General features: G+C 34.7%; 18 protein-coding genes, 1 tRNA gene and 1 other annotated feature. Of the genes, 17 read left to right on the top strand and 2 right to left on the bottom strand.

The features are described 5' to 3' along the window. Positions 1–5: 5 nt before the first annotated feature. Positions 6–1,007, top strand: coding sequence for a stage V sporulation protein AD (spoVAD, locus tag IKZ35_04915; protein ID MBR4893300.1), 1,002 nt, complete (start codon positions 6–8; stop codon positions 1,005–1,007). A gap of 13 nt (positions 1,008–1,020) precedes the next feature. Continuing rightward, positions 1,021–1,377, top strand: a complete 357-nt coding sequence (gene spoVAE, locus IKZ35_04920; GenBank protein MBR4893301.1) for a stage V sporulation protein AE — start codon at positions 1,021–1,023, stop codon at positions 1,375–1,377. A 255-nt stretch (positions 1,378–1,632) separates the two neighbouring features. On the opposite strand, the gene IKZ35_04925 is transcribed toward spoVAE, so the two are convergent. Further along, positions 1,633–1,709: transfer RNA gene (locus IKZ35_04925), tRNA-Met, on the bottom strand. A 227-nt stretch (positions 1,710–1,936) separates the two neighbouring features. Continuing rightward, positions 1,937–2,178 (top strand) — a binding site (T-box leader). Between the two features lie 85 nt (positions 2,179–2,263). Between IKZ35_04925 and IKZ35_04930 the strand changes: the two genes are divergently transcribed. The 7 genes from IKZ35_04930 to IKZ35_04960 all read left to right on the top strand — a co-directional run bounded on the left by IKZ35_04930 (position 2,264) and on the right by IKZ35_04960 (position 8,928). After that, positions 2,264–3,799: a sodium:solute symporter gene (locus IKZ35_04930; protein ID MBR4893302.1), complete on the top strand. Its 1,536-nt coding sequence runs from the start codon at positions 2,264–2,266 to the stop codon at positions 3,797–3,799. Positions 3,800–3,820: 21 nt separating this feature from the next. After that, entirely contained in the window at positions 3,821–5,458 is a 1,638-nt protein-coding gene (locus IKZ35_04935) for an acyl--CoA ligase (GenBank protein MBR4893303.1), read from the top strand. Positions 5,459–5,472: 14 nt separating this feature from the next. After that, positions 5,473–7,209, top strand: a complete 1,737-nt coding sequence (gene iorA, locus IKZ35_04940) for an indolepyruvate ferredoxin oxidoreductase subunit alpha (protein MBR4893304.1) — start codon at positions 5,473–5,475, stop codon at positions 7,207–7,209. A gap of 1 nt (position 7,210) precedes the next feature. Continuing rightward, on the top strand, positions 7,211–7,777 hold the full coding sequence (locus IKZ35_04945; GenBank protein MBR4893305.1) for an indolepyruvate oxidoreductase subunit beta: 567 nt from the start codon (positions 7,211–7,213) through the stop codon (positions 7,775–7,777). Positions 7,778–7,863: 86 nt separating this feature from the next. Continuing rightward, entirely contained in the window at positions 7,864–8,031 is a 168-nt protein-coding gene (locus IKZ35_04950; protein ID MBR4893306.1) for a spore coat associated protein CotJA, read from the top strand. A 1-nt stretch (position 8,032) separates the two neighbouring features. Next, entirely contained in the window at positions 8,033–8,281 is a 249-nt protein-coding gene (locus tag IKZ35_04955; protein ID MBR4893307.1) for a spore coat protein CotJB, read from the top strand. 20 nt (positions 8,282–8,301) lie between these two features. Next, the gene (locus IKZ35_04960; GenBank protein ID MBR4893308.1) at positions 8,302–8,928 is read left to right on the top strand and encodes a manganese catalase family protein; all 627 of its coding nucleotides are present in this window, start codon (positions 8,302–8,304) and stop codon (positions 8,926–8,928) included. Between the two features lie 56 nt (positions 8,929–8,984). Here IKZ35_04960 and IKZ35_04965 read toward each other — a convergent pair whose 3' ends face one another. Beyond that, complete coding sequence (locus IKZ35_04965; GenBank protein MBR4893309.1) at positions 8,985–9,794, bottom strand: helix-turn-helix transcriptional regulator; 810 nt, start codon at positions 9,792–9,794, stop codon at positions 8,985–8,987. Positions 9,795–9,964: 170 nt separating this feature from the next. Between IKZ35_04965 and IKZ35_04970 the strand changes: the two genes are divergently transcribed. The 8 genes from IKZ35_04970 (at position 9,965) to IKZ35_05005 (ending at position 25,495) form a co-directional block, all read left to right on the top strand. After that, positions 9,965–11,530, top strand: coding sequence for a glycoside hydrolase family 3 protein (locus IKZ35_04970; protein MBR4893310.1), 1,566 nt, complete (start codon positions 9,965–9,967; stop codon positions 11,528–11,530). Positions 11,531–11,584: 54 nt separating this feature from the next. Continuing rightward, positions 11,585–14,743, top strand: a complete 3,159-nt coding sequence (locus tag IKZ35_04975) for an S-layer homology domain-containing protein (protein ID MBR4893311.1) — start codon at positions 11,585–11,587, stop codon at positions 14,741–14,743. A 16-nt stretch (positions 14,744–14,759) separates the two neighbouring features. Beyond that, positions 14,760–17,651: an S-layer homology domain-containing protein gene (locus tag IKZ35_04980; protein ID MBR4893312.1), complete on the top strand. Its 2,892-nt coding sequence runs from the start codon at positions 14,760–14,762 to the stop codon at positions 17,649–17,651. A gap of 13 nt (positions 17,652–17,664) precedes the next feature. Further along, positions 17,665–18,873 (top strand): copper amine oxidase N-terminal domain-containing protein, encoded by a 1,209-nt coding sequence (locus IKZ35_04985; GenBank protein MBR4893313.1) that lies wholly within the window; start codon positions 17,665–17,667, stop codon positions 18,871–18,873. A 13-nt stretch (positions 18,874–18,886) separates the two neighbouring features. Beyond that, positions 18,887–22,312 carry a DUF4962 domain-containing protein gene (locus IKZ35_04990; GenBank protein MBR4893314.1) on the top strand — a complete coding sequence of 1,142 codons (3,426 nt, stop codon included), beginning with the start codon at positions 18,887–18,889 and terminating at the stop codon, positions 22,310–22,312. 280 nt (positions 22,313–22,592) lie between these two features. Continuing rightward, entirely contained in the window at positions 22,593–23,894 is a 1,302-nt protein-coding gene (locus IKZ35_04995) for a hypothetical protein (protein ID MBR4893315.1), read from the top strand. Between the two features lie 21 nt (positions 23,895–23,915). Next, the gene (locus IKZ35_05000; GenBank protein MBR4893316.1) at positions 23,916–24,056 is read left to right on the top strand and encodes a hypothetical protein; all 141 of its coding nucleotides are present in this window, start codon (positions 23,916–23,918) and stop codon (positions 24,054–24,056) included. 131 nt (positions 24,057–24,187) lie between these two features. Continuing rightward, complete coding sequence (locus IKZ35_05005) at positions 24,188–25,495, top strand: phenylacetate--CoA ligase (protein ID MBR4893317.1); 1,308 nt, start codon at positions 24,188–24,190, stop codon at positions 25,493–25,495. Positions 25,496–25,512: the final 17 nt, after the last annotated feature.

Genomic DNA, 25,512 nt, shown 5'->3' on the forward strand with positions numbered 1-25,512 from the left:
AAATTATGAAAAAAATAGGCAAACAAACAGTAGAATTAAAAAATAAACCTGTTATATCAGGCCATTATTCAATAGTCGGCCCAAAAGAAGGGGAAGGCCCTTTGGCAAGATATTTTGATAAGATTTTAGAAGACTCAAAATTCGGCGAGGACACATGGGAAAAGTCGGAAAGTAAGTTTGTAAAAACTGCCATAGAAAATGCGCTTAAAAAGGCAAATTTAACCGTAAACGATATAGATTATATATTTTCGGGCGACCTTTTAAATCAATGTGCGTCAAGCAGTTTTGCAATCAAGGATATGGAAATACCTTTCTTTGGTTTGTACGGAGCGTGTTCAACCATGGCAGAAAGCCTCTCTCTTGCCGCAATGACTGTTGACGGAGAGTTTGCTGAAAATGTAGTTGCAGTAACCTCATCACACTATTGTTCAGCAGAAAGACAATTCCGTTTTCCTTTAGAATACGGAGGAACAAGACCGGAAACTTCACAATGGACAGTAACAGGCTCTGGCGCAGTCGTTGTTTCTGATGCAGGAGATGGTCCTTATATCAACAGATTAACAACAGGAAAAATTGTAGATTTAGGTGTAAAAGATGCAAATAATATGGGTGCAGCAATGGCACCCGCAGCAGCAGACACTATTATCACATTTTTTGAAGATACCAAGGAAGACCCTGACAGTTATGACTTGATAATTACAGGAGATTTAGGGAAGATAGGTTCTGAGATTTTAAATGATATTCTTAGGAAAAACGGATATAAACTAAATAACTTAAATGACTGTGGGGTTTTGATATATGATATAGAAACTCAGGATGTTCATTCAGGGGGAAGCGGATGCGGATGCTCTGCAAGTGTTCTAACAAGTTTTATATTACCTCAGATAATATGCGGTAAATATAAAAAAGTGCTTTTTATTGCAACAGGAGCATTAATGAGTACAACAACTACTCAGCAGGGTTCAAGCATTCCTGGTATTGCACACTTAGTGGAAATTATTAAATAACGGAGGAATAGTGATGGAATATTTCTGGGCATTTGTTATTGGGGGAATACTTTGTATTATAGGTCAGTTACTCATAGATTTAACAAAACTGACTCCTGCAAGAATACTTGTCATATATGTTGTGGCAGGAACAATTCTTACCGTGTTGGGATTATATCAGCCATTGGTGGACTTGGCAGGATGTGGGGCAACAGTACCACTTACAGGTTTTGGATATTCACTGGGAAAAGGAGTGTTAGAGGGTATAGATAAAAAAGGTCTTCTCGGCGTATTCACAGGAGGCCTTGAAGCAACAAGCGGAGGAATAGCCGCAGCAATCTTTTTCGGATTTTTAGTTTCTCTTATTTTTAAACCAAAGGAGAAGAAATAAAGATTGTAAGTGGGGTTTAGTTTTATGAGAATAAAAATATTTTAATGAAATCGTTCACGTTGTTCACGATGAAATCCAAACAAGTTTGGATGAAATCAAAGCCTTTGGTCTTTGATGAAATTAAATCCGTCTTCAATATTCCGACTTTCGTCGGATTTCATCACGAAGTGATTTCATCTGCATTAGCAGATTTCTTTCGTCGAAAGACGGATTTAGTTAAAAAAAGCACCTGCAAAAATTGCAAGTGCTTTTTTTTGGTTGCGGAGAGCGGATTTGAACCACTGACCTTCGGATTATGAGCCCGACGAGCTACCAAGCTGCTCCACTCCGCGTCAACATATTATGGTATTACTATATCACACAAAATTAAGTTTGTCAATAAATATTTGAAATTATTTCTATATGATACTTTGATTATATGATAAACTACATTGAAATTATTACATTTTTAAAGAATTTTATGCATATTAAAATAATATCTTTTAATAAATATATTTTATTAACACAAAAAGTAAAAAAATGTTGACTTTAACAAAATGTTTTGATAAAATAATAATGTTTAAAAGTGTTTGAGCAAAAACAAGTAGGTAATGTATAAGCCTCCAGAGAGTTGCCGTTTGGTGCAAGGCAATGGCAAAGCATTATTGAATACATTTTGTTAACTGCGTACCGAAAGTTTATTTAGTAGGCTGCGCCGGGCGTTCCCGTTACAGAACAAGGGTATGATAGTACCTGTTAAGGCTATGGTTGTAAAATCATGGTGAACAGAGGTGGTACCACGGGAAGAATCTCGTCCTCAGCGTTTTAGTCGGAGGGCGTTTTTTTATTGTGATTTAATATAATGATTTTGTTAATTTATTTGTAAGACTTGAAAGGGTGTATTTAAATGTTATTAAAAATTTCATTGCTGATAGTTTTCTTCTCAGTAATGATAGCAGTCGGGCTTATCTGCAGAAAGAATTCAACCGATGTTAACGGTTTTGTATTAGGGGGGCGTTCAGTTGGTCCCTGGCTTACAGCGTTCGCATATGGAACTTCATATTTTAGCGCAGTAATATTTGTTGGTTATGCAGGTCAGTTCGGTTGGAAATTCGGAATAGCATCCACCTGGATAGGTATAGGTAACGCAGTTATCGGTTCACTTATGGCGTGGATAATATTAGGCAGAAGAACAAGGCTTATGTCTCAGCATCTTCATTCTGCTACAATGCCTGAATTTTTCGGTAAAAGATATTTAAGCACACCACTTAAAATAACAGCATCTGTTATTGTATTTATATTTTTAATTCCGTATACAGCATCTTTATATAACGGTTTATCAAGACTGTTTTCAATGGCATTTCCAGGTATAGACTACTCTGTATGTGTAATAGTTATGGCAATTCTTACGGGAATATATGTTATTGCAGGTGGATATATGGCAACTGCAATTAACGATTTTATTCAAGGAATAATAATGATAATTGGTATAGTTGCAGTTATTTTAACAGTTCTTTCTCAGAACGGTGGTTTTTTAGAATCTTTAAAAGGTCTTGCTATGGTAGAAGACGCAGTTCCTGGAGTGTATAATTCATTTTTCGGTCCTGACCCGTTAGGCCTTATGTTTGTGGTTATATTAACTTCACTCGGTACATGGGGGCTTCCTCAGATGGTGCAAAAGTTTTATGCAATAAAGAGCGAAAATGATATAAATAAAGGAACAATTATTTCAACATTATTTGCAGTTGTGGTTGCAGGTGGATGCTACTTCTTAGGAGGTTTTGGCAGACTCTACTCAGGTAAATTAAATGTAATAAACGGTTTACCTGAAGGTGGCTTTGATTCTATAATTCCTGCAATGCTTTCAAGCCTTCCCGATGTGCTTATTGCAATAGTGATAATTTTAGTATTGTCAGCATCAATGTCAACTTTATCATCATTGGTGTTAGCCTCAAGTTCAACATTAACTCTTGATATGATAAAAGGTCATATAATTAAAAATATGACAGATAAAAAACAAGTTTTTATAATGAGAGTGTTTATAGTTATCTTTATTACTGTGTCAGCAGTTATAGCACTTAATAAAGATAAATTAGGATATATTGCCGATATGATGGGAATATCATGGGGTGCATTGGCAGGAGCATTCCTTGCACCGTTCTTATACGGACTTTACTTTAAGAAAACAACAAAACTTTCAGTCTGGGTATGCTTTATTTTAGGCTCAGGAATAATGGTTTTAAATATGTTCTTTAGAAGTTCGTTCCCTATAATATTGCAATCACCAATTAACTGTGGTGTAAGTGCAATGGTGGCAGGTCTTGTAGTTATTCCGATAGTAAGTCTGATTACTAAAAAAATGGATAAAAACGAAGTGGAAAATATGTTTATGTGCTATGAAAAAGAAGTTGTAGTTCATGTAAAAGAATCTTTAGGAAAGTAGAAAAAGAAAGGGGAGAAATAAATGCCTATTACCGATATTTTGCAAAAAAATGCAGACTTTTATCCTAATGATGTAAGTCTTGTAGAAATTAACCCTAAATTAGAAAATCAAGCCCGTATGACATGGAGAGAATATTCTCTTATTGAGTCTAATCCATCTGAAGCATACAGAAAGGAAATCACCTGGAGTGATTTTAATAAAAAGGCAAACAGATTTGCAAATCTTTTATTGTCAAGAGGAATAAAAAAAGGCGATAAAGTTGCAATACTTCTTATGAACTGTCTTGAATGGCTGCCTATATATTTTGGAGCATTAAAAGCAGGAGCAATGGCAGTTCCCCTAAATTACAGATATACAGCCGAAGAAATAAGATATTGTCTTGACCTTGCAGATGCAGATGCCCTTGTATTCGGTCCTGAATTTACAGGCAGAGTAGAAGAAATCTGCTTTAAATCAAAGAAGGTTAAATTATGGTTATATCACGGAGAAGACTGTCCTACATTTGCAGAAAGTTATGATAAACTTACTACATATTTTTCAGAACTTAACCCTGATATAAAACTTACAGATGACGATTATGCGGCAATCTATTTCTCATCAGGAACAACAGGCTTTCCTAAAGCCATTATCCATAAACACAGAAGCCTTACACACTCTGCAATGACCGAGCAGAACCATCACTCTCAGACAAAAGATGATGTGTTCTTATGTATTCCTCCTCTATATCATACAGGGGCGAAAATGCATTGGTTCGGAAGTTTCTTAGTGGGTGGAAAAGCAGTTATTCTAAAAGGTATAAAACCTGAATGGATATTAAAATCAGTGTCAGAAGAACACTGTTCAATAGTATGGCTTTTAGTTCCATGGGCTCAGGATATCTTAGATGCTATTGAGCGTGGGGATATAAAACTTGAAGACTATGAATTAAGCCAGTGGAGGCTTATGCATATAGGAGCACAGCCTGTTCCTCCAAGCCTTATTAAAAGATGGAAAGAAGTTTTCCCTAACCACAGTTATGATACAAACTACGGTCTTTCTGAATCCATTGGCCCAGGTTGTGTCCACCTTGGCGTTGAAAACGAGCATAAAGTGGGCGCAATAGGTAAAGCAGGTTTCGGATGGCAGACAAAAATTGTCGACGAAGAAAGAAACGAAGTTAAAAAAGGCGAAGTCGGTGAACTTGCAGTTAAAGGCCCTGGTGTTATGACTGCGTATTATAAAGACGAAAATGCAACCAACGAAGTGTTAAAAGACGGTTGGCTCTACACAGGGGATATGGCGCAGGAAGATGAAGATGGTTTTATTTTCCTTGTTGACAGAAAGAAAGATGTTATCATCTCAGGCGGCGAAAATATTTACCCTGTCCAGATAGAAGACTTTTTAAGAAAACACGATAGTATAAGCGATGTTGCGGTTATTGGTCTTCCTGATTCAAGATTAGGAGAAATTGCAACAGCCATAATTCAGATAAAAGACGGTTTAAAACTAACAGAAGAGGATATAAACGATTTTTGTATGGACCTTCCAAGGTATAAACGTCCTCATAAGGTTATTTTTGCAGATGTGCCAAGAAATCCGACTGGTAAAATAGAAAAACCTAAATTAAGAGAGATTTATTGTGGTGAAAGCGTAGTGGCAAAACAGAACGAAATAAAATAGAAGGGAAGATATAGATGAAAAAGTTATTACTTGGTAATGCTGCAGTTGCGAGAGGCGCATATGAAGCCGGTGTTAACGTGGTTGCCTCATATCCCGGAACTCCCAGCACAGAAATAACAGAAGAAATAGTAAAATATGACGAAATATATGCAGAGTGGTCTCCTAATGAAAAGGTTGCCGCGGAAGTGGCAATAGGAGCATCCATAGGCGGTGCAAGAGCAATGAGTTGTATGAAGCATGTCGGCTTAAACGTTATGGCAGACCCTGTGTTTACAGTAAGTTATACAGGTGTTAACGGAGGGCTTGTGTTATGTGTTGCCGATGACCCTGGTATGCATTCATCACAGAATGAACAGGACTCAAGACACTATGCAAAAGCATCTAAAATAACAATGCTTGAACCTGCAGATTCTTCTGAATGTAAAGAATTTACTAAACTTGCATTTAAACTATCAGAAGAAATGGATACACCTGTGTTTATCCGTCTTTCTACAAGAGTATCTCATTCTCAGAGTATGGTAGAATTATCAGAAAGAGAAAATATAGATATTAAACCGTATGAAAAAAATATCGGAAAATATGTTATGATGCCTGGTAATGCAATAAAAAGGCATGTAGTGGTTGAAGAAAGAATAAATAAATTAAAAGAATATGCAGAAAAAAGCGATTTGAATGTAGTTGAAGATAATAATTCCAAAATAGGTGTTATCTCTGCAGGTATCGCATATATGTATTCAAAAGAAGTGTTAGGGGATAAGGCAGACTATCTTAAATTAGGTATGGTATATCCTCTTCCTGAAAATAAAATAAAAGAATTCTGTAAAAACCACGATAAAGTATTTGTTATAGAAGAATTGGATCCGTTTATTGAAGATTACTGTAAATCTCTTGGACTTACAGTATACGGAAAAGATATGCTAACTCTTCTTGGCGAATATACACCATCTATGATAAAAAAAGCAGTGCTTGGAGAAGAGCAACCAGAAGTATTACAAGCAAGTGAACCAATACCTGTAAGACCTCCTGTAATGTGTGCAGGATGCCCTCACAGAGGAGCCTTCTATGTTCTTAAAAAATTAGGCTTAACTGTGTCAGGAGATATAGGATGTTATACCCTTGGTGCAACAGTTCCTCTTCAGTCGGTTGATACAACTATCTGTATGGGTGCATCAGTAAGTGCTGCTCACGGTATGGCAAAAGCAAGAGGTAAGGAATTTAATAAAAAATTAGTATCTGTAATAGGCGACTCTACATTTATGCATTCAGGTATAACAGGACTTGTTGATATTGTCTATAATAAAGGCAATAACACAGTTATTATTTTAGATAACTCTATAACAGGTATGACAGGCCATCAGGATAACCCTACCACAGGTTATACAATTCGTGGCGAAGAAACAAAGCAGGTTAATTTAATAGCACTTTGCAAAGCAGTCGGCATAGATAATATAAGAGTATGCGACCCGTTTGATGTTAAAGAATTTGAAAAGGTTGTCAAAGAAGAAACAGAGAGGGAAGAACCATCTGTTATCATCTCTCAAAGACCGTGTGCATTACTTAAAACAGTTAAATACACAGGCCACTGTAAAATAAATGATAACTGTAAAAACTGCAAAATGTGTATGAAATTAGGATGCCCTGCTATAACTGTTAAAGACGATAAGGTGGTTATCGACCAGTCTCAGTGTAACGGTTGTGGTTTGTGTGTAAATGTTTGTCCTTTTGGTGCGATTAAAAAGGAGGATAACTGATATGACTAAAAATATAATGATTGTCGGAGTCGGCGGGCAGGGAACTTTACTTGCAAGCAGAATTTTAGGCAATACTGTAATAGAAGAAGGCTATGATGTAAAAGTATCAGAAGTGCATGGTATGAGCCAGAGAGGCGGAAGCGTTGTAACCTATGTTAAATACGGAGAAAAAGTATATTCTCCGATAATCGACAGAGGGGAAGCGGATATTATCCTTGCCTTTGAACTTTTAGAAGCATACAGAGCACTCCCTTATCTTAAAAAAGGGGGTAAAATGATTGTTAATACTCAGTCTATCGACCCTATGCCTGTTATAACAGGTGTTGCAAAATATCCTGAAAATATTGTCGAAAAATTATCAGCCGAAATTGATGTGCTTCCAATTGATGCATTAAAACTTGCAAAAGAAGCGGGAAATATAAAAGCAGTTAATGTTGTGTTAATCGGTGTAATGGCAAAAAGCACAGATATCCCTTATGAAAAATGGGTGGAAATAATTAAAAAAACAGTTCCTGAAAAGTTCCTTCAAGTAAACTTAAAAGCGTTTGATTTAGGATACGGTATTTAACAATTAAAGATTTTTAGAATATAATAAAGCAGACAGGTTTTATATCTGTCTGCTTTTTAACTTTAAGTAAAAAAGGAGAAATATAAATGGATTTTGTTAATCAGATTGTAGGATACGCCTTTGTTCCGTATCAGACAACATTCAATACCTTCACTCCTGAAAAAGCATTGGAATGCGGCACTCTATTTCCTGAACTAAGCCTTAGTATGTGTGAATATTTAAATGGGGTTAAGGAGGATAAGTGTAATGGCTGAAATGATATCAAGAAAAAGACTTTTAAGAGAAATAAAAGAAACAGATTTTGTGCTTAAAGATTTAAATCTTTATTTAGATACTCATCCTGATTGCAAACAAGCATTAAGTATGTTTGATAAGTTTGAGAAAAAATTAAAACAACTTGTTTATGAATATGAAAAAATGTTTGGTCCTCTAACTCCGTCGGCAAATAATAATCTTGAAACATGGGAATGGATATGCGGTCCATGGCCATGGGAAAATTGTTAATGGAAAGGGGAAACTAAATTATGTGGGAATATCAGAAAAAATTACAATTTCCGATAAATATTAAAAATCCGGACCCTAAACTTGCAGCCTTTATAGTAAGCCAGTATGGTGGTCCTGATGGCGAATTAGGAGCATCTATGAGATATCTGTCTCAAAGATATTCAATGAAAGATGATATGGCAAAAGGTCTTCTTACCGATATCGGTACTGAAGAACTTGCTCACTTGGAAATGGTAGGAACCATTGTCCATCAACTAACAAAAAATGCAACTACAACTCAGATTGAAAACAGCCCAATGGCTGCATATTATATCGACCATACAAAAGGCGTGTATCCTGCTGCTGCATCTGGAAATCCTTGGAAAGCAGAATATATAGGTGTTAAAGGCGACCCTATCGCCGATTTAGTGGAAGACTTAGCAGCAGAACAAAAAGCAAGAGTAACTTATGATAATATCTTAAAAATGTGTGATAATCCTGATGTTACAAGAGTAATCAGATTCTTAAGAGAAAGGGAAGTAGTCCACTTCCAGAGATTCGGTGAATGTCTTGATAAAATTCAGGAAAAAATCAAATCCAAAAAAATTATCGGCTGTGGTATGATGAATGCAAATGAGTGCAAACCAAATTGTAACGATTTATGCTAAATAAAGTCTTTTAAATTTTTAAAACCCCGAAACATGTCTTTGTTTCGGGGTTTAATTTAAACAATATCTTTTGTCTTATTTTCATCTCTCCATTTTTTAGGAGATTCTCCAATATGTTTCTTAAAGAGTTTTGTGAAATATGTATATTCGTTAAATCCGCATCTTTTGGAAATTTCTTCAACCGACAAGTTAGTGGTGGAAAGAAGATTTTTCGATTTTTTCAGTCTTAAATCGGTAATATAAGTAATCGGTGTAACCCCGTAAAACTGTTTGAAAATTCTTCTAAAATGTGTGTCAGTAATTCCTGACTGGTCTGCAATAACCTTTAAGGAAATCTCAGGGTCGCTGTAATTAACATCAATATATTCAACCGATTTTCTTATCGAATAGCAAATCTTGTTAAAAAAGTTTTTCGTGTAATTTTCTTCGCTTATCTTTGCAATTATATCGTATAGAATTTCTCTTATTTTAACCTTGTACCCGTATGGCTCAACAATGCTTAAATTATATGCAGCCTTGTACTTGTCAATAAAGTAGTCTGTGTTCTCTGTCTCAAAGCATAAAGGAAATGGGAAAGAGTTATCGTCATTTTCAGTTTCATAGTCAAATAAAATAGAATAATATGAAAAATTACCGAAAACTTTGATAGAATATATCTTGTTCTTTGGTAAAATCAATATCTGATTTTTCGACACAATAAAAGTCTTGCCATCACAGGTAACAGTCATCTGACCGGATGTAACAAAATCAAGACGCGCAAAATTATTTGAAGTACTTTTGTTAGACCAATCTTGAAAACCTGTGTATGAAGGTTTGTAAACTTCAATATATTTGCCCACAATAATATCATAGTAGTTTTCTTTCATAAAATCCACCTCAAATCTTATATTATTATATAATATACCACCCCCAAAAGTCAACTTGAAATTTGCCAACCAGATGTTCGTAAAGTTCATATTGTTTCTAAATTTTTATGCCTATGGAATACCATATATGGTATGATGTATTATAACTAAGAATGGAGTAGTGGTCATTTATGTTTCTAAACCTTGACGAACTTACTCTCGAGCAGAAGATAGGTCAGCTTATCTGTGCGCGAGGTTTTTGTAATGATAAAGATAAAGAATTTATATTAGATATGGTTAAGAAAAGAGCAGTTGGCGGAATTCAGATGTCTTTTCATGGAGACTATAAAGAATTTGTCCATAAAGTGATTGAAACTGCCGACTATCCGATTCTTGTCTGCGCCGATATGGAAAACGGTTATCCTGCAGGTAAATTCAAGTTTCCTTATCCGATGGGAATAGCATCATCAGGGGATTTTGATTTTGCCTATAACTTAGGCAGGGTTACAGCCATAGAAGCAAAGAAAGACGGTGTCAACGTTGCATGGGGCCCTGTACTGGATATGGCAGTTAAAGGCGCTGTTTGTAAAATAGGCAGATGTTTCGGGGATGACCCTGAGTATGTTGCAAAATTTGCAGGTGCAATGATTAAAGGCTTTCAGGACGAAGGGATGATTGTTACTGCTAAACATTTCCCTGACGGAAGCGATGTTAAGTGTGATACTCATATGCAGATAGGAGCATCGCAGTATACCGAAGAAGAACTTATTGAAAAAGATATTAAACCTTATATAGAAATTATGAAGAATATGGACTTGTCAGGAATAATGACAATTCATAAGATTTTTGAAAAGATAGACCCTGACTATCCTGCCACATTATCGCCTAAGGTTTTGGGAATTATAAGAAACCTTGGCTTTGACGGAATCATAATGTCAGACTCTTTGGCAATGATGGCAATAGTTCAGAATTATGGTGAAGATAAATGTTTAGGTCTCTCAATTAAAGCAGGATGCGATATGGTGCTTCCTAACTATCGTCTTACATATAAAGAAAGTTTCGATTATCTGATGCAGGCATATGAAGACGGAGTGATTACAGATGAAAGGCTTAACGAAGCAGTAAGAAGAGTACTTGAAGCACAGGTTAAAGCATCTAAACCTGCATCTTTATCAGAAGTTCCTAAAGAACTTGAAAATATCGTTGAAGAAGCAAAGAAAAAAAGTATTATATTTATAGGTAACGAAGATGGTGTTACCTCTAAGATAGATGAAAATAGTAAGAAACTGTTTGTTATGTTCCACGAAAATTCCTATCAGGATGTCGGAATAAGCCGTGAACTTCAGGATGGTTATCTGTATTCTAAAGAAAATGTTTTAAAGAAGAAAGAAAAATTCTTGGAAGCATTCCCTGGTTCGGAAGTAGTTTTAATAAACGAATTTCCAAACCAGAGTGAAATTGAAAAAGTCTGCAACCTTATATCAAAAGCAGACGAAACAGTTTTCTACATATTCTGTAAAACAACAAGTTACTTAGGAAGTGACTCGATTACACAAAGAGCAGAAAGTTTAATTAAAGCAAACCTTGATAAAGCATCTGCCATTATCCACGTCGGCAATCCTTATGAGCTTGAAAAATATAAAGGCGCAAAAAGAATAATAACCACAACTTACGGTACAGATTGTGATGAATATATTATTAAAGCGTTAAAGGGAATTTTTACACCTTGCGGTAAACTAACCGTAGATGTATTATAAAAATGTTAACATTATTAGTCATTATAAAGTATTAAAACAGAAGGAGAGATTAAAATGAAAAAATGGCTATCAATTTTATTAGCAGTTACATTTATTCTCAGCATGGTTCAGCTGCCTGCTATGGCTGCCGGTTCTGCTGATATTTTAGATGTATCTGTTGAAGGAGGGACAGTAATACCTTCTTTTAGATCAGACGTTTATAACTATTGGGTTGGTATTTCGCCAAATGCGTCAATACCTGATGTAGTATATGAACTCGCAAATGGAAATGCGGATGTTACAGTAGAAAAAGCTTCCGACTTTAATGAAACAACAACCATTACCGTTGTAAATGGCGGAGAACCAAAAGTTTATTCCTTTAAATTCGTTGCAAAACACGAAAAGCAGGGAATGGAAACAAGTTATATATTAGACTCTGCAACATTGAATGACGGTGTAAATAATGCTATGGGTTATATGGAGTTTGTTACTGCAGCTAGTAATGACCAAGCTTCTAAATACTCAAGAATTGGTTTTAATGGAATGAACACAAGAGATCAGCATTATTTCACAATTCTAAGATTTGACTTCAGAGGTCTGGACTATAATATATTTGAAGACTTTCAGTTAACTGTTTATGAACATACAGCTAATGCAGAAGGAACAGGATATATTTCTGTTTTTGCAGCTTATGAAGCACCATATAATGATAGTTGGCAAGGTTGGAAAGGTTGGGAATATTTTAAAGAACAATATCAGCCTGGTGATATACAACCAAACGCATGGTATACAAACTTAGTTGATACAGGCAGATTGATTTTTGATAAAACATATCAGGCTCCCGTGGCTCCATCAGCAGCAGCGTCAAATATTGTGTTGGATGTTACAGAACCAGTTAGAAATATGCTTGTTAATGGCCGTGAACAATTTACTTTAGCAGTATATATGCCAAAGAGTGAAAACCAACACTTTGTTACTAACTTTATTGCTCGTTTACAGCCTACAACTTCTAATACATATATTTCATATGCAACAAACACAAAAGATACCGATGCTAAATTAAAAGATGTTTCAGTTACAAACGGTGCTCTTGATAAATTATTTAACCCTGATGAAACATCATATAAAATCGGTGTTGAAGAAGGAGAAGTTCCTGAAATTAGTTATGTAAGAAGCAGTGGTCATTCAACTGTTGAATATATTCCTGCAGAAGGAATTGGAGATACTGCAATACTTAGAGTTACTGCAGAAGATTCAAAAGTTCGTCCAATTGAATATACATTTGAACTTGTTTCACTAGAAGATGCAGGTATTACAGAAAACGGGAAACTTACAGCAGGGGAATTCAAATATAGCAATAAAAAACTTAATGCAAGTGAAACTCTTGAAATAAGTGCAATCTTAGCTAATAATAACACCTCTGAAAAGAATGCAACAATAGTTTCAACTGTTAAAAAAGATAATGAACTTACATTCGCAAAAATCACAACTGAAGCAATCGGCAGCGGTGTTAAAAAGATTTATGATAGCGTAGAAACACCAGCAAATATTTCCGATGCTAAAGTTGAAGCATATCTTTTTGATACAGATGCAGAAAAATTGTTAACAGACAAAATATCTCTTTCAAATATAACTGATGACAAAACACTTGTTGATTCAGCAAAAGAAATCACATACGATATTTTAGATGACGATGGTAATGTTAAATTCTATGGTAAGGCAAAAGCAAATGCTTCTTATCCATTCTTTGTAACAAAACCTGGCACAGATTATGCCGATTTGGCAGAAGGCGATATGACAGATATCCTTGCAGCATTCGATGTTGTTAAAACAAATGCAAACGGTATCTGGAAATCAGATGTTAAAATTGATACAAATAATGATACAGCATATAAAGCATATATCGTATTAGACGATGAAATTAAATCAGTTGATTGTCTATATGCAGATACTGATGCAAAAAATGCTTCAGCATCCGAAATTTTAGATATACTTAATTCTGATTTAGATGAAGATGCTAAAATTGAAAGCGTTATAGATTCAATATCTTATGATGTTTTAGGTTTAGATAGTAGTGTTTATTCTTATCTTTCTGAAGAAGATGTTATAGAATCATTCTACGATATTATAACTGAAGAAGACTTAGACGATGCTGATTATGAAGATATTATTTTAGCATTTGAAAAAGCAGTTTTAGTTAACACATTAAACGAAGGTGCTGAGCTTTCTGCAGGATACATTATTGAAAAATTTGGATTCTCAGAATTAGAAGATTTATATTCTAAGCTTACAAACCAGCGTAAAGCAAAATTTGATGCTTCTTTAATCAATAAGGATGTTACATTTAGTAAACTTCCTGAATTAATTAAAACAAATATCATATTAGACTTAATATCATATCCTGAAAACGTTTCCGTTTCTAAAAATGTTATCGAAGATTTCGGCGAAGATATAGGACTTGATATTGAAGAATATGAAGATTTGAAAAACAAATCAACATTTGTTCAGAAACTTGTTGACCAGGGCCCTTACCAAACAGTAAGCGCACTTAAAACTAAGTTTGATAAACTTATAAAAGATGCTAACAAACCACAAGGCGGTGGCGGCGGTATAGTTGTTTCTGGAAACGACGGTTTTTTAGGCGCTATCGTAGGTGGAAAAGGTTCTTCATCAGATTATTATGTTGATGTTATTGTTGAACAATCTAAAGTTCAGGTGTTTGGCGATGTTGCTAAAGATTCATGGACATATGAACCTACTAAATACTTAAACGAAAAAGGTATCTTAACAGGTACTGGAAATGGTAACTTTGAACCTGCTCGTTCAGTTACAAGAGGCGAATTTGTTAAAATCTTATGTCTTGCATTTAATTTAGAGTTAACAGACGAAGAAATCACATTCAGTGATGTTAACGACTCTATGTGGTACAGCCAGTATGTAAAAGCAGCAGTTAAAGCTGGTGCAGTAAATGGTAAAGGCGATGGCACATTTGGTGGCAACGATTCTTTAACAAGAGAAGATATCGCAGTTATAATTGCAAGAGTTTTAAATGCTGATGTTGCAGAAACAGAAGCTTTTGGCGATGATGCTGAAATTTCAGATTATGCAAAAGATGCTGTATATACATTAAAAGATATGGGCGTATTATCCGGTACAGGCAACGGCAACTTTGAACCAAAAAGAGCAGTTACCCGTGGAGAATGTGCAAAAATAGTTTACGAACTAATCAAATAGTAAAGGAGTTGAAAGTATGAAAAAAATATTATCTTTAATTTTAAGTTTAACAATTTTATTAAGTAGCTTTTCATTTACTTTTGCCTTTGCTGCAGATGTTTATGAAAAACCATCTAACTATGATGAAATGGCAGGAATTATTACTGCACTTAATATTGCAGATGCAAACTTTGTAAATCTTAACAGAAACATTACAAGAGGCGAATTTACAAAACTTGTTGTAAACGCTTCAGGACTTGCAGAATATGTAACAGCAAATGTTTTGGTTCCTCCATTCAGCGATGTTGCAGTTGATAATGAATATGCTGCATATATCGAATTTGCAAAAAGCAAAAGACTTGCTTTCGGTTATTCTGATGGTACATTTAAACCAGACGAAAGCATTACATTAACAGAAGCAATTGTTTATTTAACAAGACTGCTTGGTTATCAGAGTGTTGCAGAAGCAAATGGCGGATATCCAGGTGGATATCAGACACTTGCATACACAATCGACCTTATGAAGAGCATTAAAGTATCTTTAGACAGTTATGTTGATGTAAGTTGTGCTATAAACCTTATTTACAATGCATTAAATGCTAATGTGCTTATGGTTGATAGTTTATCATCTGATAGTTATAAAATATCAACAGGTAATACTTTAATGTATGAAAACTTTAAAGTTCTTAAAGCAGAAGGTATAGTTGAAGGGGTTGACATAACAAACCTTGTTGGTCCTAACGATGTTGAACCTTATCACATCAAGGTTAACGATGCGCTAATCGATGTTGGCACTCTTTCTCCTAACTCATTCTTAGGTTACAATGTAAGTGCTTATTATAAAGTAACAGAAGATGTAAATGTTTTAATATACATCTGTGAAGCAAAAGGCGAAAACAATGTTGTTACAATTGATATTAATGATGTTGCAGATATTTCCGATTACACAGTATATAAAGCAGATGATAGTGGAAAACAGAAATTATATAAATATATGCGTGGTGCATCTATTATATATAATGGAGCAGCAACAGATGCAAACTTTAATATTTCAATCTTCAACGACGAAGACGGCGAACAACTTCAGGGAGAACTAAGACTTCTTGATAATAATAGCGACGGAGTATATGATGTAATATTTGTTGATGCCTATGAAGAATATATTGTTGGTAAAATTGACAGAACCAACAATATCCTTTACGATGCAAATGACTTTTCTAGAAATATTGTACTTGATGTAGAAGTTGATGATCCATATACAATCATTTATAATATGGAAGGCGAAGAAATAAATATTGGTAAATTAAAAACAGATGGCAGCGTTGTTGTTTACAAATCAAAAGATGCTTATCAGGGCTATATAAAAGCATATTTCAGTGAAGAAAAAGTTACAGGTACATTTTCATCTTTTGGAGAAAATGATAAAAATAAAGATATTTGTATAATTGGTGATACTGAATACGAATTATCTACATATGCAGAAGATATGAAATATGATGAAATATATCTTGGCAAAAATGTTGAAGTTCTTTTAAACGCTTTAGGGCAGATAGTTTCTATCAAAGATGCTGACCAGTCAGGTGAAAAATGGGGTCTTCTTCGTGCAGTTACATATCATGAAGACGAAGCTGATGAATATATATTCCACATCATGAATGAATCAGGCGTTTTAGAAGAATTCCCTGCTGCAAAAAATATTACATTAGACGGTAACACTGAAAAAATTAAGTCTAATGACAAATTTGCAATGGATAATATGGTGCAAACATTAAAAGATGTTGCAGTATCAGTAAATGCTTTTGGATTTACTACTGAAGAAATTGCAGAAAAGATTACTAATAAGAAATTAGACCAGTTAATTAGATACAGAACTAATAATGATGCTAAAATCACATATATCGATACTGCTTTTGTAAATGGCGGCGGCCGTGCAACAAGATTAACAGTTAAACAAAATGACTCTGTATATTTTGATACATACGCTAAAACTGTAGCCGCTGATATTGCATGGGTTGCAACAGCAGGTTCATCACATATCGGTACAAAATTCTATGGTGATTCTTCTACTAAAGCATTCTTATATAACGGAGAAGATTCAGATTTATACGGTGTAGTTCCTATAACATCAATTGCACCATCACTTCGTCAGGTAGAAGGTTATGCATTCTATTCTGATTTAGACAGTATCTATCCAACTGCATTTATGGCAAAGAACGATGGAGATTCTGACTTTGACCCTACAGTTTCTAATAACTACGGTTTAATTAAGAAAATTACTACAGCAGTTGACTCTGAAGGTAAACCTGCACGTAAATTCTATATTTCCTGTGCAAATGCAGTAAAAGAATATATTGCTTCTGACCTTTCACTTGTTGCTATGAACTCTGCCAATATTAAAAACGCAGAAGGCGATTTCCTTGTTTCTGGTGAATTTACATTAGCAAACTTAAAGGTAGGGGATATAATAACATTCTCAGCTGACTTTATAAGCGGAAACATTTCAAAATTTGAATTAGTTCTTCGTGATATAGAGGGCGAAGGTTACACAACATTTGTACTTACAAACCGTATCAAAAACAGTCATCCTGGAGAATTTGGTTTTGTATATGAAGTTCAGAAAGATGGTTTCATTTATGTACCATATACAGCTGATACTTTAGGAGACTCTTCAATTAGTAATTATATTGAAGGAAAAATTGAAACATTTGCTTATAAAGCAGCAAAATTAGGTATGGGCGCAGTTACAGTATATGAACCATCAGAAATAGAAAGCAGAATGGTTCGTCCTGGTTCAACTTCTGATATGTCCGCATATCGTGATTTTAAAGATATAATCGAAGATACTAATGACGAAAGTATTGTAACAAGAGTATTTATCCACTCATACGGTAATTATAACAGACCTATCGACATATTTATCTTAAAGTAAAGGAGGAAAAAGAATGAAAAAGTTATTTATACTATTTACTATTCTTACCTTGAGCTTAACTTACAGCGTAAATTCTTTTGCGTGGGCAGTAAGAGCACCAAGATATGAAGAAAATACAGGTTTGGTTAAAGGCGCAAACGACATATTCTTTGAAGACTTTACCTCCTACGAAGAAGGAGCAATTCCTTCTTGCTTTACAACTGTTTATGCTGATGCAGCAAACCCTATCGAAGTTGCGGAGTATGAAGTTTCCGAAGGAAAGAAAAAGAATGTTTTAAAAATGGTTGATACAACATCAACTAACTATGTTGATATTGCAGTTCCAAAGGTTGACGGTGCTGTAACATTCGAAGTAAGAATTAAATTTAAGCCTACAACTACTCCTGGTTATGGTTTCATTATGGAATTCCAGGAAAATGGCGTAAACGCATTCAGAATTATCAAGTTCTCAGCGGCAAATGACTCACTTTGTTTTGTAAACTCTGCAGGTAACAACCTTTTCTCAAGAGGTGCTGACTACAATAACCAGTGGTTTACACTAAAAGTAAGAATTGACCCTGAAACAAGAACAACAGGCGTAATATTAGAAAATGAAAACTTTGGAGAAGCAGCATTAGACCTTCAAAGAGCAAAAAATACATGGCACGATAAAGCAAATAAACGTGTAATGGCATATTCTCAGCAGTGGTTTAACGAGTTCACAGGTAAATCTGTTAACTCTATCAGACTTCAGTCTTACGGTAGTTCAACAAGTGGTGAATACTTCATCGACTATATTAAACTTACAAAAGATGTTCCTGCTGAAGATTTTGAACCTGTAAAAGAAAGAGCAGAAAGCAAAACTGTTGACTATGTAGCAGCGCCTTCTGTACGTCTTGTTCCTAATATTATTAACTTACTATATAAAGACGAAGTTAAATACCTTGCAAACCCTATTACAGTAGTAAATGGTCGTTCATTAGTTGATGTTAATAACTTTGCATCATGGTATGGATATACAGTAGCAAAGAATGGTACATCTTATGAACTAACAGGGGATAAAGGCACATTAACATTTAATTTAAACGACTATTCATTTAATGTAAACGGTGTAGCGTATACAACTGATGTAGCACCAAGCGAAATCAAAGGTTGTGTATATGTACCGGTTAAAAGTTTTGCAAATGCTTTAGGGGACGAAGTTCTATGGCAGAATGACCCTAAATGCGTAATAATTAAGTAAGGAGGGGTACAGTATGAAAAAGTTTTTATGTTTACTTTTAATTATTTCAATGATGATTCCTGCAGGAATCACTGTATCTGCCGCAGAAGTTAGTTGGGGAAACATCTTAGATACAGCAATGCCATTTAGACCAGACCATAATTATGTATCCCAGAATAACCCACCATCATTTTCTTGGCCTCTTGTAAGCAACACTGCTTTATATGAACTAAGAATTTGCACAGATAAAGAAATGCAGAATGTTGCATTTGAAAAAATAGGTATTCCAAGTAACGTTTATAACTTTAACGTTATGTTTGAAACTGAAAAAAAATATTACTGGGCAGTAAGATTTAAAGAAGGTTCTAACTATTCTACATGGTCAGAAACCAGAGAATTTATGATTGATGCTGACGCAGTTGATTTCAGAATGGAAGAATTCACTCCTGAATATATCAATTCTTTAATTGATTACAATAAGCATCCAAGACTAATCTTAAATGACGATATAATCGCTCAGTTAAGAAGTCTTAAAGGCAAAAAAACAAATATGATGGAAACTTTAAAAAATAAAACTGAACTTGCAATGGCTAAAGATTTTCCATCAAAAGAAGAAGTTAAAGCAATGTTTGATGCTGGTGCTGCTGGTACAAACGGTGCTAACTACTGGGCATATGCAATGGATGTTGGTAATGTTGCTTTAATGTATCTTGTTACACAGGATCAGAAATATCTTAACTTTGTTGAAGAAAAATTAATTCATATGCAAACATGGGTTCCAAAAGAATTATTCGTATTCAATTCTAACTCAGATACAACATCTCCATACTTTGTAAATGCTATTGCTTATGTTTATGACTGGTTATATAATGACCTATCAGACGAAGCAAGAAAAGCAGGTAAAAAACTTATTGAAAACCATATCGAAAGATGGTATGAATACTACGGTGGCGGAAGCACAAGAGCGAATATGAATTCACTATATGCTAAACCTGCCGCATCTCACCAGTGGAGAGGTCGTCAGATTTCTCTTGGTGCTCTTGCAATTTATGAAGATTCTCAACTTGCAAGAAATATTATAGCAAATATTTTACCATTATATATTAATGCGCTTCCAATGACAGGGGATGACGGTTCATTTGAAAATAACCCGTTCTATTCTACATCTTCTGCTACACAGGATGCTGAATTCTCAGACGCATTATATACTGCTACAAATGGCGTAATCAATGTTAGAAAGAATGTTGCTTTCCAGAACAGAGACTACTATCTTACATATCAATGGCCTGTTGGCGGATTCATCTCTATCTTAGGAGACCAGAACCGTCAGACATCAATAACTGCTGATATGTATATCCCAACAATTCAGGCTATCGTTGCTACAGATTCTTATAACAGCATCCAAAGAGGTATCAACGCATGGATGATGAAGAAGAGTGGTAAAGATAAAGATGACTATTACCATACAAACTCAATTGCAACAGCAATCAGAAATAATAATGCAGATGTAGAATACATCGCACCAACAATGCTTCCAAAAGCAAAATTATTTAAAGATGCAGGTATCGTATCTTTATTCTCAGATGTAACTGATGATAATAAAGTTGCTATGATATTCCGTTCAAGTGACCACGGTTCATTAGGTCATATGCATCCTGATAATAACAGTTTCTTTATCCAGGCTCTTGGCGAAAACTTAGTTATCGACTCTGACTACTATGATTCATACCTAAGTGATTTCGACCTTAACTGGAACAGAAAATCATACGCACATAACACTATCACATATGATATCGGTACAGGTCAGCCTTATGACGATAAAACTGCTCAGGGCCATATCACAGATTACTTAACATTCTCAGACTTTGACTTAGTAGCAGGGGATGCTACAAAAGCATATAAAGGCGGAATTGGTAAATTCCAGAGAGATATTATCTATGTAAGACCTGACACATTTATCGTTATCGACGATTTAGCAGCAAGAGCAGGTAAAGAATCTGAATTTGAATGGTGGATTAACTCTTCAGGTCAAATCAGTCTTTATAATGAAGGCAATGGTCTTCAGTCTGTTAAAAACGAAGCAGCCCTTGATTTAAAAGTTGCTTACCCTGATAATGTAACAGCATACTATAACAATGCATTTGAAGGTCCAGACGGTGCTTATGCTGGTGCACTTAAAAATAATGCAGCAACTGACTTTGAAAACAGAGTTTACTTTAAAACTGAAAAAACAGCAGGAACCAAAATGGTTACTACTATGAATATTCATAAAGTAAGAGATGGTCAGGCATATATTAAAGAAACTACTATTGATAATGTAGTTAAATTAGAATTTGAAGACGGTACTGTTGTTTATGTTAAAATAGACGATGCAGAATCAGTAACAATCGATGGTTTCACATTCTTCGGTCGTGCACTTGCAGTTAAAGGCGATCGTTATATGGTAGTTCGTGAAACAAGTCTTACAAAGAATGGTATGTTACTATTTGAAGCAGATGTTCCAACATCTTGCGCATTCGGTAATAACGAAGTATCTTTATCTTCTCAGGATAATGAAGCAAGAGCAAAAGTATATCTTCCAAATGTAACAGACTTTACTTTAATAAGAGACGAAGAAAGACTTCCTCTTACAGTAGGCGAACAGAAATATACAATCAAGCCTGAAATCGACGGCGACTATGTAATATTTGATATGTACTATAATTCATATAATATATATCTAAATGACAAACCGTTACCTGGCGCTGAAACAGTAGTTAACTTTGAAGTAACAGTTGACGGAGTAACAACAGTATATCCTGTAAAAGGATACATAAACGGTAACCAGATTTACGCTGAATGGGCAGGTCCAACAAGTGGTAAACATAACTACTTAATGGTTAGCTCATACGGTGTATCAGGAAAATTAACAAATAAAGACAGACTTCTTTCAGTATCTGAAGACACACCTTTAATATTAAATAAAGAAAACCCTTCTATCGTATTGAAAGGAGTTAAAAACAATACTGTACCATTTGTAAGTGATGATAATAACAATATTCTTGAAGGCGAACTTGTTTCAAGCGTTCCTGCTATCGAATATACAGAAGTAATCGGTACACCTGGTACAAACTACTGGACAAATCTTCAGGACGGTACTCCTCATAATGATACAACTCTTCAGAGAATCAATAACATTAACGATATCGTTACATGGACACTTGAAGTTCCTGAAAGCGGATACTATGACCTTGTAATGTCTTGCTCAACTCTATCAGGTTTAACTGCAGACAGATTAATCTCAGTTGGCGACTTAACATTTGATGCAAGATTCCAGACAGATATCTATAACGACCTTGACAGTTACAGATTCGATACTAATGTTTACTTAGAAAAAGGCGAAACAAAAGTTACAGTTTATGTAACAGGTGCAGGTTCAATGATTCATGACTGGGTAGGTTTAATCCCTGCTGATAAATAAATTATAAAGTTTATTTTAACTTCTTAAATTTAAATATACCTGTGGTTGCAATTTTTGTAACCACAGGTATAAAAAAATAAAAAGTTTTAAAATTTATTTTAGTTTTTTATCATAATTAATATTGTTTTTTAATAACAAATAAACAATAAATATATAGGTTAATAAATATTCGTTTTGTTTATTCATATTCGTTTTTTCCATATATATTAAAAATTGAATATGGTATAATTTTCGTGTAGTTTATGAAATTTATATATTTTAAAAAAAAAGGAGAGATTTTATGAAAAAAAGAATTTCATTACTTGTAGCAATCGTAATGCTTTTCTCTTCAGTTGCTGCTTATGCTGTATCTGATGTTGAATATGCATGGTACGATGAAGACGACAGCAAATTTTATGTATTTGGTACTTATGCTAACGATACAGTTGGTTCAGGTGCTTACAAAGTTTCTGACGTTGGTGTATACGTTAACGGTGAAAAATTCACATACCTTCAGGATGGTATCACAGTTCCAAATGCTGCTGAAGCAAAATTTGGTTTTGAATTTACTGGTTCACCAAGCGAATTTAAAGTTCAGCCATACACAACTAACTCTTATGGCGAACACTTAGGCTTTGAAAGAGAATTAGATTTAACTGCTGATAACTTAGGCAACGAAATCAAAGTTTCTAACAACGCTTTATTAAAAAATGTTTTCGTTCACAGAGATATTGCTGCTAACGTTAACGTTTTAACAGGTATGTATCCTGCATTTGACCCAGAAGTTAAAGAATACGAAGTATACGGTTACTTTGGAGCAGGTAATGCTAACATGACATCAGTAGAATTATACTGTGAAGCATTTGACCCTGCTGCTGATATCGATATCGTAGACAGTTTCACAAGCTGGAACTCTGGTAACGGTGCTGCTCTTTATGGTAAAGATGTTGCTACTGGCACATTTAATAACAAAAAAATCGTTACAGTTACTTCAGCTGACAAATCAAATACTGAAACTTACATCTTTAATATCAACACAAACAACATTTACAAAAACGATGCACAGAATGTTTCTTATATGACACTAAATTCTGGTTACAACGTTGAAGTAAACGGTGCTAATGTAACAAAATCTGCTGCTCCAGCAACTGGTGCTGCTCTTACAGTTAAACCTTCAGTTGGTGCAACATATAACAAATATGCTGTTATGTCATTCCCTATCACAGCTAATATGGCTACAACTGATAATATCGCTCTTAACATGAGAGCTACTAACATCAGCTATGCAAATGGTTTCAAAAACCTTACAATTGCTGCAAGAGCATTTGATGCAACAAATAACACTGTAGGTAAAATCGGCGGTACATTTACTGTTCCTGATACTACTGTTATGAAAAACAACACTACATCTTATGCTACATCTAACATTTTCTTAGATGTTACAGAATTAGTTAAAGATGCTATTGATGCTGATCAAACCAGTGTTGATATAGCTGTTCAGATTATTGACGCTGAAGCTGATGGTTGTGCTGTTGTTCCTTCTTGGACTATCACATATATGACATACACAAACAACTACAGACCAGTTCTACTTGTTAAATAATATAAAGGAGGAAATTTGAATATGAAAAATTATGTTAAACCTGAATTAAACGTTTCAGAAATCAAAAACACAAATAATATTGCCTCCTTATCAGGATGGTTAGAAGTAAATGACACTTATAACGGAGTTGCACTTGCTTCTTACGAAATCGTATCTGAATAATTTTAGATAACTTTAAGGACAGATTAGAAATAATCTGTCCTTTTTGTTTTTTTATTATAAATCTATAAATTGACAAAATATTAAAAAAATGTTATTATATATATAGATATATACATAAAAGGAAGATGAAAATGGCTTTAAATTACTATCAAAAAGATATTGAAACAATGCCTGTTGAAGATATTAAAAAGCTTCAATCAGAAAAACTAAAAAAACAGGTTAAGCATGTTTACGAAAATGTTGAATATTATCGTAATCTTATGGATGAAAAAGGCGTTAAACCAGAAGATATTAACGGAATAGAAGATTTGCATAAACTTCCGTTTTTATCAAAGAGCGATTTAAGAGACGCATATCCATACGGTCTTTTGGCAAAACCTCTTAGCGAGTGTGTAAGAATTCATTCCACATCAGGCACAACGGGTAAAAGAGTTGTCGCTTTTTATACTCAAAGTGATATTGACCTTTGGGAAGACTGTTGTGCAAGAGCAATAGTTGCAGCAGGTGGCACAAAAGAAGATGTTTGTCAGGTTGCATACGGATATGGGCTTTTCACAGGTGGATCGGGGCTAAACGGTGGCTCTCACAAAGTAGGGTGTTTAACTTTGCCAATGTCATCAGGCAATACCGAGCGCCAGATTCAGTTTATGATAGATTTAAATGCAACAATTCTATGTTGCACACCGTCTTATGCCGCATATATAGGCGAGTTTTTAAAAGAAAAAGGTTATGGTCCGTCAGATATTCCTCTTAAAGCAGGGATATTCGGTGCAGAGCCTTGGACAGAAGAAATGAGGCAGGGGATAGAAAAAACTCTTGGAATAAAAGCGTATGATATATACGGGCTTACAGAAACATCAGGCCCTGGGGTTTCTTTTGAATGTAGTGAGCAGACAGGTATGCACATTAATGAAGACCATTTTATAGCAGAAATAATTGACCCTGACACAGGCGAAGTTTTACCTGAAGGCTCTAAAGGGGAACTTGTGTTTACATCTTTAGATAAAGAGGCATTTCCTCTTTTAAGATATCGCACAAGGGATATATGCGTACTTAATCGTAAACCTTGCTCATGCGGAAGAACATTAATTAAAATGTCAAAACCTATGGGCAGAAGCGATGATATGATGATTATTCGCGGTGTTAATGTTTTCCCTAGCCAGATAGAAACTGTGCTTTTATCCGAAGGCTATCAGCCTAACTATCAGATTATTATAGACAGGGTAAATAATACTGACACATTTGATATAAATGTTGAAATGAATCCTGAGCAGTTTACCGATAAATTAGGCGATATTATTGCTCTTGAAAAGAGCCTTGCAGAAGCAATGAAGAATATTCTTGGAATAAACCCTAAAATTCATCTTCTTGCACCAAAATCAATAGCAAGAAGTGAAGGCAAAGCAGTTCGTATAATTGATAAACGCAAACTTATTTAATCTTAGGAGGAGTTTAT

The sequence above is a fragment of the Clostridia bacterium genome (assembly GCA_017554615.1).
GTDB lineage: Bacteria > Bacillota > Clostridia > UMGS1840 > HGM11507 > SIG450.